Genomic DNA, 12554 nt, shown 5'->3' on the forward strand with positions numbered 1-12554 from the left:
AACATTTCTACTTATCTGAATTAGAACTGCTATATAAAAGTTTCTCCAACGTAATCCCGTTCATCAATCCTTGTTCTATTATTCGATATTCCCCTTCCTCCTCATGAATCCTCTCCAATCCAGCCCATCTTAGTTCTTTCTCTCTCCCTTGAGAATTGAACATTGAGCGTTGAATATTGAATATTTCTACGTGCCTGAAAAAGAACTGCTCTATAAAAAGTTTCTCCGTCCTATTCCCCTTCATCATTCATAATTCCTTGTTCTATTGTTCGATATTCCCCTTCCTCCTCATTAATCATCCCCAATCCTGCAAATCTTAGTTCTTTATTCTTCTATCACCTCCACCCTCATCGCTTTCAGCCCTTTGATTCCCTGCAGCTCTTCGAGCTCCAGCATTTCCAGTCCTTCCTTCAATATCTTTTTCTTTTGCAGGAACAGTATGTATTCCCTATACTCTTCCGCTTCTTTCTGGTTGGAATATACCAGGGCGATCTTCGCAGGTTGCGTCAGCCTCTCGCCCGTATCCCGTATCAATGCCTTGTCCAGTCTTTTCTTGATGATCTCGTAACGCACATTATAGGATCCCTCTACATCAAACCGCCGTTCGTCCCTGCGGAAGCTAATGGCAATAGGCTGGCTTTGTACCAGGATAAGCTGCGTTGTCAGAAGGGGGATTTTTAATGACGGCAACAGCCTATGTGTTTTAACCGCCGCACTTGCCATGCATTTTAACTGCCATAAGCGAATGTTCTTCAGGTAGAAAAGGTCAAAGGGCTTGGCAGGAAATATCGACTGGCCGATGTAGATATTATACTCAATGCCATCGGTACGATACTTCTCGAAATAGTGAGGGTAGGCTTGCTGGATAGACTCCTGCTCTTTTTCCAGGCAGTGCATCACCGTGGTGTTGATCTGCACCAGGCTTTCTTCGTAATCCAGCCTGTTCTTATACAGCGGACCATTGGTGTTTTTCACCATGGTGAAGTAATCTTCAATCACTGGTGCGGCAAGTGCATAGTTGTTTTGCAAATGCAGGAATAAGGGTTCCACTTCCTGGTGCAGGTATTCATTCACACAGATCTCTTCTTCCGCTGTCAATGCATTTTCTAGCGAGGCCAGGAAGTTATCATTTTTAAAAGCCAGGCCTTCCAGCAGGGGCAGTTGCAACAGGCTTTGCAAACCATTCAAAATAGTCTGTACAAGTTCCAGTTGGGCCCTCAGGTCTTTTTGAATAGCCAGGCTACGTTGGTATGAAGAGTTGCGGATATCTATGGCCCCATAAAGAGGGTACACATTTTCAAATACCACCTGGCAGCGCAGGGGCTCGGTAGAATTCTTTCGGAGATGGTCCCAGGCCACCTCGGCAAACTTCCATTCTACTGATTGCTGCAGTGCCGTGAACTTTTCCTTGATCAGGTGATCTATACGGTCCTGGAAATTATCCCTGCATTTCAGTAGTGCCAGTGATAACAGGGGTATGGCTGGCTCCAGCCTGTCCACCGTATCATGTGTAAGCAAACCTTTTACAGGTGAGGCCAGTTCCAATACACCAATCAGTCCATCACTGTTTTGTATGGGGTAATTTAAAAAACTATGTGCGCCCTGCCGTAGAATGTGGCCCATAAAAGGCGCAAACTCCAGCATCTCGCCTCCCAGGTTGCTGATGGCTAACGGTGTGGGGTATTCGCGCAGAAAACCCGTGTACATGCGAAATTGCGGCAGGCTTTCGGGATCATCATTCAGCCATTGCCGCATCACCAGTCCATGTTGCCCCGTGGCTTCGTCCAGCACATACTGGTCGTTGATCTTTACAAAAGGTGCCAGTCCCACCTCCACATCATTGAGTCCTACCAATGTTTTCACTGATCTTTTCAAACCACTGATGGCGGCGGCATCAAATACGTTTCCATGAAGCAGGATCTTCTTGATGGTTTCCAGCGATTCGGTCAGTGTTACATCTTCCGCAACCCATACGGCAAATCCTTCTGCCTTGAATAGGTGCAGAGGCATGGTGGCCAGTTGTTTCTCAAGGTCAAGAATGCGGAAGGTATTCAGGCACACCCCACAATCCTGTATGGGTGGTAGCTCTCCCTGCAACTTCAACTGTATAAAGCGACGATCATAATGGATGCGGTAGTAACGCATCATGCCCGTTTTCGGATCTGCGACGGGATACACTAACTCGGGTTTTTCATTGAGCTTGATCCCATAAAAGGTCTCAAGCACCTGGTCATACACAAGGGAGCACTGGATCGCTTTCAGTTGCGCGTGGTTCACACCTTCCGGTAACAGCAATTCCGTTTCATTGGGATCAAAGAACAATTCCCTGAACTGGTCAGAGTAATAAAATACACTCAGCTTATAAGGTGGCGCCAGGGCATAGTTGCTTTTTTCCTGGTTGTCCACTATGGGGAATAAAGAAGTGCTCAGTAATTCCATCAGGCTTTCCTGCTCCTGCAATAATGAGGGGTCCTGGATGTTGGAAAGTAAATGAGGCTGGTTCTCAAATTGTTTGACCAGGTAGTTGTACAATTGTTCACGTGCGCCTGAAACAAAGGAGCGTTTTTCTTTTAAGTAATGGATGAATGGCTGGAAAGAGATAGCACTATCCAATGATGGCAGGTTGCCCGTCATCCTTTTCTCCGCTGCCAGCAGCTTCGATTTCCTGGAAGTTTGCAATACAGGTATTTCGTCCAGCATACCAATGGTTTTCGCTGACTCGAAGGTGGAGAAGAAGCAGGATAAAGTTACAAATTCAGCCGGGCATTCGGCGCGGAATCTTTACCTGTACAGGGTTTGAAGGAGTTGTGGAGCTGGTAAGTGAGCCATAAAAAGCCCGTTGCTGTGCAGGCAACGGGCTATACGAAACAAAAGCTGAACTATATAAATCAGGTATTAATTCGCTAATACAGTATCCAATGAATGTATCACACCATTGGAGGTGGCCACATCACTGTGCAGGATATTGATGCCATTGAGGGAAACGGTTCCGTTTACAATCTCAACAGATAATTCTTTACCATTCACTGTTTTCAGTTTATCACCATGCGTCATGTCTTTTATGTTGATCTTTCCTTCCACCAGGTGATGGTTCAGCAGGTCGGTCAATTGTTCTTTTTGTGCAGGCTCTAACAGGTGTGCAACTGCACCGCTTTCCAGCCTGGCAAAAGCATCATCTGAAGGGGCGAAAAAAGTAAAAGGTCCCTGGGTGCTCAGCGTCTTGCTCAAACCCGAAGCGAGGATGCCTTTCTTTAAAGTGGTCATATGTTTATCAGTAAATATGACCTGTGTGATGTATGACATGAATAGTATTTAGATGCGGGTATTATTACCCGTACCAGTGTAAGGTAGACTTATAATACGACGGGCAGTGTTAAAGGCTTGCTTTTGCCTGGTTGAAGGTTGACAGGATTAGCATTCAGCAGTATGGGTTAGTAGTGGGAATAAAGATGAGGTTCATAGAAATACGGTAGCTTTTAATAAGTTTATGGCACTGGCAGGAACATTATTTCCAAACTTTGTCCTATCGCAGGGAATTGGATTGTTATAGAAGAGAAATAATCTTTTTCTATAACCATAAAAACAAAAACTATGGAACAATACGCATTGATCTTCAGGCACCCTGATGGTAAAAAAGTAGCCTCGCCCGAACAAATACAGGTGTGGATGAAACAAACCATGGACTGGATTGGTGGCATTTCCGCCAAAGGGAAATTTATCAGTGGCACTGGTTTGCCCTTTGAAGATGCCAAAGTGGTGCACCACAATAACATGGTCACCAATGGGCCTTTTGGTGACATCAAGGAAACGCTTGGAGGCTTTGTCATTGTTAAAGCCGATAGCGTGGAGGAAGCAGTTGAATTTGCCAAAGGCGCACCTGTTTTGCAGGGAGAAGGCAATACGGTGGAGGTAAGGAGGATTGCTAAGGATGAAGAAATGCGGTAATGATCGTTGATAAGTTGATAGATTGAAAAGTTAACAAGGGAGAGAGAGGAATATCGAATGGTGTTGTGTGGAGAAAGGAACCACAGCAGCAGATTGACACAAAGTTTCACGGAACGAAAAGGAATACAATGAAGATAAGTTTCGACTAATTGATAGGTTTCAGAGGGTCAGGAGATGAGGAAGCGCTGGTGCCTGTCCCGCGAAAGGCGGATCATTGCGAGGAAGGAAACAACCTGATTGGCTCAATGATTCCTTTACAGCATGCCCGTAGTTTGCAGTATTTGGAAGTTTTTCTACCTGGTTCATAAGACTTGCTCAATACGCTAATACAATACCCATGTGTTAACAAAAAGGATGAATGGATTTATTCTGACATGTTCCGTAGGCCTTGTAGGTTATTCGGGGAGAATAAAATAGAGGCGTGATAGACTGTATTGAGGAGATCCACAGACTCCCGACTCCTGACTCATGACTCAGCTCCCTTCTTGTCAACTTGTCAACCTTTCAACATATCTTTTGATCCGCTACATTTCCCCCACCATGTCTGCCACAGAACTCATACCCCATTTATTCCGTACTGAATTCAGTAAAATAGTTTCCGTACTGGCCAAACAGTTTGGTATGGAACAAATAGAATGGGCCGAGGACATCGCCAGTGAGACTTTTTTAGCAGCCTTGCATAACTGGCCTTACCAGGGTGTGCCCGCCAAACCGGAAGCCTGGTTATATACCGTTGCCAGGAACAAAGCCCTGAATGACCGGAAAAGAAACAAGTTGTTCACCTCTAAGATCTCCCACGATTTAAAAATCTCTTCACCTGTTTTGGAAGAAATGGAAATAGACTTATCTGCCACAAACATTACGGACAGCCAGCTGCAAATGCTCTTTGCGGTTTGTCATCCTTCCCTTACCCCGGAAGCACAGGTGGCGCTCGCGCTGCGTATTTTATGTGGCCTCGGCATAGATGAAATAGCCACTGCATTTCTTACCAGCAAGGATGTAATCAACAAAAGACTGTACCGCGCCAGGGAAAAGTTGCGACAAGAGCAGATCCTCATGGAAATGCCACCCGGCACTGAGATCTGCCAGCGACTGGATGCTGTACTCACCACGCTGTATTTATTGTTTAATGAAGGTTATTACTCCGAAAGCCAGGATGCCATTCTAAGACAGGAGCTATGTGAAGAAGCCATGCGACTGGTTGCATTACTGTTGGAAAATGAAAATACCAGCCTACCTGCCGTGCAGGCTCTCTATGCCCTGATGTGTTTTCATGCATCCCGTTTTGCTTCCCGCAAGGATAGCCATGGAGAGATCATTTTGTATGCTGACCAGGATGATAGTCTCTGGAACCAGGAATTAATAGAAAGTGGCGCTTATCATCTCCACCTGGCTTCCGTAGGTGACAGTATTTCAAAGTATCACCTTGAAGCAGCCATTGCTTACTGGCACACACAAAAAGAAGATACGCCTGAAAAATGGGAATCCATATTGCAGTTATACAACCAATTGCACCAGATGCATTATTCTCCTATTGCTGCATTGAACCGCACGTATGCGCTCTACAAGGTCAAGGGTAGGCAACAAGCCATTCAGGAAGCGGAGCAACTGCAACTAACAGGCAATCATTATTACCATATTTTGTTGGGTGAATTGTATAAAGAACCAGGTTCTCCGCTTTCAAAGGAGCATTTTGAAAAAGCCCTGGCATTGACATCCAATCCCGTGGAAAATCAATGATCCTTGATAAGATTGCAGCACTCTGATGTTTTTGTTATTCTACCATGAACATTGAATCATTTTGAAATTTCTTTAAGAAGCGATGCTGAAAGCATCGCATGTTTATAGAAGAAGAATTTAAATAAACAGGGTGTCGAATGTCAAAGGCTATTGACGATTGTCTATAATCATGAATTCCTATGGGATTCAACAATCAAAACCCCGGCACTTTATTCTTAATTGGATTATTTGACATACGATAATAACAACATCTGTTGTATGACTGATCGTCAACGATATAACACTGTCAATTGAGCGAAAATCCATTTCTTATTTTGCAATAACCCACCTTACAGGCATGACCCACATCAAGGCGATGCGATCATCACAAAAAATTTAATTGTTAATCTATCTGATAATAATCCACAGGGCCACCATTCAAATGACTTATTAAACATACATTTAGCGGCTAAAACGCATGAATGAGTAAAGACATAGGCAAGCTCCTGCAAAAAAACAAGAAACACATATTAGAAGATTGGATGACCCGTCAACTGGCCGATGCCACATTGAGGGAAGATCTGATGAGCAATGAAGAATTAAGGGAGCAATCCAATGAATTACTCAATGCACTTTTAAAAACTATTACCGACCATACCATCGATACACAATCAGCAGCCTTTGAAGAGGTCAACGAGATCATTTCAGGTATCTCCATTTCAAGGGCACGCCAGGGATTTACACCAAGGGAAACAGGCATCTACGTATTCAGCCTGAAAGACGCCCTGCAAAAATCACTGGAGAATGAAGTAAAAAATGATCCACAGTTATTATACGATTCCAGCATCCAGGTAAATAAGATGATGGACGACCTGGGCATCATGACCTTCGAGACCTTCATCAAAGGAAGGGAAGAAGTGATCCTGAGACAGACCAGCGAGATCACCGAGATCTCTACTCCTGTTATCCAGGTTTGGGAAGGTATACTGGCGCTTCCTATCATTGGTACCCTTGACAGTGCCCGTACACAGGTGGTCATGGAAAACCTGTTGCAGGAAATAGTGGAAACAGGTAGCACCATCGCTATACTGGATATATCTGGTGTGCCTGCAGTGGATTCACTGGTAGCGCAACATTTAATCAAAACAGTAGCGGCCACTCGTTTGATGGGTGCGGAATGTATCATCAGTGGCATACGCCCCGAGATAGCACAAACAATTGTACATTTAGGAATAGACCTTTCCAATATTGTGACAAAGGCCAGCCTGGCAAGTGCTTTGAAGTACTCATTTGAGCTTTTGCAGATCCAGGTAAAAAAAACACCCAATAAAGTTTAGTTGTCTAATCACAGTTACACCTGCAAATAATATTGCAACCGTATTGGATCATTAACAATTTTACTTTTTCGCAGGTATAAGGCATTGCCGTAAGGCTGCCGTTAATAATGGATATACACTCATTTTAAAGTTATAATTATTAAGCATCATGAAAACAGATATAGCCAAACTGTTACAAAAGAAAAAGAAGCAACTATTGGAAGCTTGGATGACAAAACAGTTATCCGATGCTATGTTAAGAGAAGACCTTATGAGCAACCAGGAGCTCCGGGAGCAATCCAATGAACTTCTGGATGAATTGCTGAAAGCCGTTTCTGCCGATCATGTGGAGGATATTGAATCCCCTGCATTTGAACAGGTAAAAGAAGTGCTTTCCGGCATTTCCATTTCAAGGGCCAAGCAGGGCTTTTCTCCAAGAGAGACCGGTATCTATGTCTTCAGCCTGAAAGAAGCCATCCAGCAGGTATTAAGAGAAGAGATCAAGGATGATATGCAGCTGTTATACCAGGCTACCTTATCATTCAATAAATTACTCGACAGCCTGGGAGTGGTTACCTTCGAAACCTTCATCAAAGGAAGAGAAGAAGTGATCTTAAGACAGACCGACGAGATAACAGAGATCTCAACCCCTGTTATCCAGGTTTGGGAAGGCATACTGGCGCTTCCTATCATTGGTACCCTTGACAGTGCCCGTACTCAGGTGGTCATGGAAAACCTGTTGCAGGAAATAGTGGAAACAGGTAGCACCATCGCTATACTGGATATATCTGGTGTGCCTGCAGTGGATTCACTAGTAGCACAGCATTTAATTAAAACAGTAGCGGCCACTCGTTTGATGGGTGCGGAATGCATCATCAGCGGTATCCGCCCAGAGATAGCTCAAACAGTAGTGCATCTTGGTATCGACCTTTCTAATATCGTGACAAAGGCCAGCCTGGCAAGTGCCTTAAAATATGCCTTTGGCATGTTGAGGCTGGAAGTGAAAAAAAATCAAAAAGAAAAAACCATAGAATAACAGATGGAAAGAATTCCTATCCTCCGTATGGGGAAATTTTTACTGGTCACCATACAGATAGACCTTTACGACAGGTTAGCTACCAATCTTGAGGCCGACCTGGTGCAGATGGTGAATAAAACAGGTGCACGTGGCGTTTTGATAGATATTTCTGCCTTAAGCATTGTGGATTCATTCATGGGACGCATCCTGGGCAATATTGGCAGTATGTCGAAGATCATGGATGCGGAGACAGTTGTCGTAGGTATGCAGCCAGCCGTGGCTATCACTTTAATAGAACTGGGCCTTGAACTGAAAGGTGTACATACAGCTTTGAACGTGGAAAAAGGCATGGAATTATTGAAAAGAAAAATCGATGTCAGTGATGAAGAAATAATTGAAGAAGAAGATGAAGCTGGTGCTGAATAAGGATGTGATGGCTATTGAAAAGGAGCAGGATGTAGTGCCTTTTCGCAACCGCGTAAAGGAATATGCCGTAAAGATCGGCATGAGCCTCGTCAACCAGACGAAGCTGATCACCGCTGCCAGTGAACTGGTGCGGAACATGCTTAAATATGGTGGAGGTGGCATCACGATCATAGAGGTCATCAGCCAAGGTCGTGATAATGGAATAAGACTGGTGTTCCAGGACAAAGGTCCCGGGATCAAAGACATTTCTTTAGCCATGAAGGATGGATACTCCTCTGGCAAAAGCCTGGGTATTGGTTTACCCGGCGCTAAAAGGCTGGTGAACGAATTTGACATTAAAAGTACCCTGGGTGAGGGGACTACGGTCTCAATAATTAAATGGAAGAATGGTTAACAGGACACACTATGTTTTCAAGGCAGATGACCGCAGTTATTTTGCCATCCTGAAAAAAGATATTCATGCCTTAGCTGTCCAGGGCAGTTTCAATGAACGAAAAGTAGGGGAAATAGATATCATTGTTTCCGAGATGGTGAGCAACCTGGTCAAACATGCAGGCGGAGGCCAGGTATATGTAAGGCTTTTTGAAGAAGATGGATTACAGGGCATTGAGTTGATCAGTATGGATGAAGGACCCGGTATGACCGATGTCAGCCGCATGGTGACAGACGGTGTTTCAACAAAGAATACATTGGGCCAGGGCCTCGGCGCTATGAAGCGCCTCTCGGATGTATTCCAGGTATATTCCCTAAAAGAATGGGGTACCATCATTCTTATAAGAGTGTATAATGAACCCCGCCCACATTTCAGAAAAGCACCGGCCGTCGAGGTCAGGTCCGTCGTTATCCCCAAGCCGGGAGAAAAGGACTGTGGTGATGGTTTCTTCAGTATAGTCACGCACGACGAGGTTAGATTATTCCTGGGAGATGGATTAGGCCATGGACCGGAGGCTGCCCGCGCTGTAATGAAAGCCGGTGAGGCCTTCATGGAATGCGCCGAATGTGACCCTGTGGAAGTTATCCGCACACTAAACCTGGCGACCAAGAAAACCAGGGGACTGGTAGGTACTGTCGCCCTTTTTGATATGGCAACCAAAAGATGGAAGATCTGTGGTGTTGGAAATATATCCACAAGGATCTATAGCCCCGGTGCTTCCAAGAATTATATGACCTATAATGGTATCATTGGACTCAATGTGCCCAATAACCTGAATGTGCAGGAAGTGGAATATGAAAGGGGGCAGTATATCGTTCTTTGCAGTGATGGCATCAAATCAAAATGGGATGTATTGAAATATCCTTTATTGACCCGGTACGACATGTCTATTTTATCTGCAACCATATTGAAAGACTTTGCACGTCATACGGATGATATGTCGGCAGTGGCGTGTAAAATAAATATATAACCATGCACGAGATAGCGAGAGTAACGCTTGAAAATGAAATGGACCTCATCCTGGCGCACAAGCGTTCTATGAAGCTGGCAGAACTGTCGGGCCTATCCCTTTCCGCACAGACCACCTTTGCCACTGCTGTATCAGAAGTTTCCCGTACCACCATTGATACTGGTAAAAAAGGTTGCCTGGTTTTAAGTGTTGACAATGACCAACGCGACAAATACATCGTTGCCTGTTTAATCAATGAGAATGCCATCGATGACAGGGCTAAGGAGGGTTTGGAATATGCCCGCAAGCTGGTGAACAAATACAATGTATCCACCAGGGGCGCTGAAACCTCCATAGAATTATTCTTTTATATTTTACCACCATTTCGGATCGATATTTTCAAACTTGATGAATGGAGACAGCTATTCAGGAATGAGCCACCCATATCTCCTTACGAGGAATTAAAAAGAAAGAACGAGCAGCTCCAGGACCTCTCTGATAAAGTTCAAAAAAGCGAGGCGCAGTATAAGGTATTGACCAATGCATTACCCCTGATTATTTTTTCATTGGATCCCCGGGGAGAATTGATCTACGCCAACGAATGGCTGACCCGTTTTTCGGGAGAGACAGTAGAAAGCCTGAATAAAAGCAAGTGGAAGAACGTGATCCATAAAGAAGATTATGATTCATTTGCCTTACTGCTCCAGAAAGGTATTAGCAGCGATGCGGTAACTGTCAGAACACAGACACGTATAAAAAGCAAGCAGACTGGTGACTATCTCTGGCACCAGGTATCCCTTTCACCGCTTAAATCTGATGCCGGCGAAGTGCAGTACTGGATCGGCTATATCGTTGATATACATGCGCAGAAGGTCTATGAGCAAACCCTGATGGATAATATTGAATTAAAACAAACCCAGGAGCAGCTAAAAGAAAACCAGCTGATGCTGGAGAAATATATAGATGAACTGAATAGAAGCAACCGGGAGCTTACCCAGTTTGCCTTCATAGCTTCACACGATCTGCAGGAACCTGTACGAAAGCTATTGTTTTACAGCGATTACCTTTTACAGAAATACACCGGTAATATTGATGGTAAGGGTGTGGAATACCTGAAGAATATGCATGCGGCTTCACAACGGATGCGCAACCTTATCCAGGACCTCCTGTTGTTTTCCCAGATACACAAGCAGAAGATGGAATTCAGGGACACTGACCTGAATGGTATCGCTAACGAAATGCACCAGGACCTGGAAATGGCCATTGAAGAAAAGAAAGCAGTGCTCACTATTGATCCGCTGCCTACTATACAGGCAGACGAAGTGATGATGCGGCAGTTATTTACCAATATCATAGGCAATTCGCTGAAATATTCTAAGAATGGTCAGCCCCCAAAAATTTCTGTTACCAATCGGCAGGAAGATGGTTTTCTTGAAATAGCATTTGCAGATAATGGCATTGGCTTCGATGAAAAATACAACTCACAGATCTTTACTCTTTTCCAACGTTTGCATACCAGGGAAGTATATGAGGGAACCGGCCTGGGCCTTGCCATCTGCCGTAAGATCGTGGAGTTGCACAACGGTAAGATCAGGGCTGAGGCAAAAGAAGGGTTGGGTGCCACATTTTATGTTTCTTTGCCCCTCAACCCGAGGTAATTATGGCTGCTGTGGCATTAAAAATTCTATTGGTGGATGACGACCCTGAAGACAGGGCCATTATGCAGGAGGCAATTGAATTAGCTCCCGGTAAAGACACTTTCTGGTTTGCCGAGAATGGCGAGGATGCCTTGTCCAAGCTGGAAGCTTTTTATGTTTCCGGCCACCTTCCCTGCCTTATTGTTCTCGACCTGAATATGCCCCGCATGAATGGCACGCAAACACTTTCCTACCTCAAGGCCGACGAACGTTTTCAAAATATCCCCGTTATTATTTATTCCACTTCCGTCAACCTGCTTGAAAAGGAAAAATGCATGCGCCTTGGCGCACACTCCTACATTGCCAAGCCGGTTTCCTTCAAGGAAAGCCTGGAGACAGCTACGTTGTTTAACCAGTTCTGCACCCAGGTGGAGAATTAGTCGGTAGGCTGGAGTCTGGAAGGAACAACATGGACACGGAGGCACATAGGGTCACGAGGATAATTGTATGTTGACAAGTTATAAAGTTGACAGGTTGAAAAGGAAAGCCGATGAAAAATAGAACAAGAATGTCGTATGTCTAAGGAAAGGAGGAACTACGGGTCAGGGAGACATATAGACGCACAAAGAAAAGTCAAGAATAAAATCAATTGCCAATAATAATACTCACAGCTCAGGATTTTGAGACAACTGGCACTTATCCTCCTCAATAATCCCTTATAATCCTTCCAATCTTAGTTCTATTCTCACTTGAAAATTGAGCATTGAGCGTTGCTCATTGAGCATTTCTACGTGCCTGAATAAGGTTGACTTTTTTAAAGTACTAATATTTATAACTCAGAACTTGTTTACCTACTTCTATTATTTGTTTCTCAACGTGTTTATAAATCTTAAGCTTAGGTCTATCAGAGGCATTCATATTATTAATTTCCATTTCAAAAGCTACAGGACTTTTCTTACAAAGGCTTGAGTGGCTTCTTTTATGGTTATAATGATATACAGCCTGCTTAAGCCTTTTAGTTAAGCTATTATAGCTATTAATTTCCCAACCATTAAGATATTCTTCCTTTATGGTTCTGTTGATCCTTTCTGTATAGGCATTCTCCCAGGCT

At 44.1% G+C, this 12554-nt stretch carries 12 protein-coding genes; 9 read left to right on the forward strand and 3 right to left on the reverse strand.

The window, feature by feature from the left end; genetic code table 11:
- Positions 1 to 324: 324 nt before the first annotated feature.
- Positions 325 to 2700 carry a hypothetical protein gene (locus BP74_RS18360; protein WP_496376383.1) on the reverse strand — a complete coding sequence of 792 codons (2376 nt, stop codon included), beginning with the start codon at positions 2698 to 2700 and terminating at the stop codon, positions 325 to 327.
- A gap of 195 nt (positions 2701 to 2895) precedes the next feature.
- Complete coding sequence (locus BP74_RS18365) at positions 2896 to 3303, reverse strand: fasciclin domain-containing protein (protein WP_496376385.1); 408 nt, start codon at positions 3301 to 3303, stop codon at positions 2896 to 2898.
- 288 nt (positions 3304 to 3591) lie between these two features.
- On the opposite strand from BP74_RS18365, the gene BP74_RS18370 reads away from it, so the two are divergent.
- From BP74_RS18370 to BP74_RS18410, 9 genes are all read left to right on the forward strand, one after another.
- Positions 3592 to 3945 carry a YciI family protein gene (locus BP74_RS18370; RefSeq protein WP_496376387.1) on the forward strand — a complete coding sequence of 118 codons (354 nt, stop codon included), beginning with the start codon at positions 3592 to 3594 and terminating at the stop codon, positions 3943 to 3945.
- A gap of 540 nt (positions 3946 to 4485) precedes the next feature.
- On the forward strand, positions 4486 to 5685 hold the full coding sequence (locus tag BP74_RS18375; protein ID WP_496376389.1) for an RNA polymerase sigma factor: 1200 nt from the start codon (positions 4486 to 4488) through the stop codon (positions 5683 to 5685).
- Positions 5686 to 6146: 461 nt separating this feature from the next.
- Complete coding sequence (locus BP74_RS18380; protein WP_496376391.1) at positions 6147 to 7001, forward strand: STAS domain-containing protein; 855 nt, start codon at positions 6147 to 6149, stop codon at positions 6999 to 7001.
- Between the two features lie 148 nt (positions 7002 to 7149).
- The gene (locus tag BP74_RS18385; RefSeq protein ID WP_496376393.1) at positions 7150 to 8016 is read left to right on the forward strand and encodes an STAS domain-containing protein; all 867 of its coding nucleotides are present in this window, start codon (positions 7150 to 7152) and stop codon (positions 8014 to 8016) included.
- A 3-nt stretch (positions 8017 to 8019) separates the two neighbouring features.
- Positions 8020 to 8424, forward strand: coding sequence for an STAS domain-containing protein (locus BP74_RS18390; RefSeq protein WP_496376395.1), 405 nt, complete (start codon positions 8020 to 8022; stop codon positions 8422 to 8424).
- Positions 8405 to 8818, forward strand: a complete 414-nt coding sequence (locus tag BP74_RS18395; RefSeq protein ID WP_496376397.1) for an anti-sigma regulatory factor — start codon at positions 8405 to 8407, stop codon at positions 8816 to 8818. Before BP74_RS18390 ends, BP74_RS18395 begins: the two co-directional genes overlap by 20 nt.
- Positions 8811 to 9827: an ATP-binding SpoIIE family protein phosphatase gene (locus BP74_RS18400; RefSeq protein WP_496376399.1), complete on the forward strand. Its 1017-nt coding sequence runs from the start codon at positions 8811 to 8813 to the stop codon at positions 9825 to 9827. Before BP74_RS18395 ends, BP74_RS18400 begins: the two co-directional genes overlap by 8 nt.
- Before the next feature lie 2 nt (positions 9828 to 9829).
- Positions 9830 to 11464 (forward strand): PAS domain-containing sensor histidine kinase, encoded by a 1635-nt coding sequence (locus BP74_RS18405; protein WP_496376401.1) that lies wholly within the window; start codon positions 9830 to 9832, stop codon positions 11462 to 11464.
- A 2-nt stretch (positions 11465 to 11466) separates the two neighbouring features.
- Positions 11467 to 11883 carry a response regulator gene (locus tag BP74_RS18410; RefSeq protein WP_496376403.1) on the forward strand — a complete coding sequence of 139 codons (417 nt, stop codon included), beginning with the start codon at positions 11467 to 11469 and terminating at the stop codon, positions 11881 to 11883.
- Positions 11884 to 12265: 382 nt separating this feature from the next.
- On the opposite strand, the gene BP74_RS18415 is transcribed toward BP74_RS18410, so the two are convergent.
- A partial coding sequence (locus tag BP74_RS18415) for an integrase core domain-containing protein (RefSeq protein ID WP_496376405.1) occupies positions 12266 to 12554 on the reverse strand: 289 nt, incomplete at its 5' end.

Source organism: Flavisolibacter ginsengiterrae DSM 18136 (genome assembly GCF_059568575.1).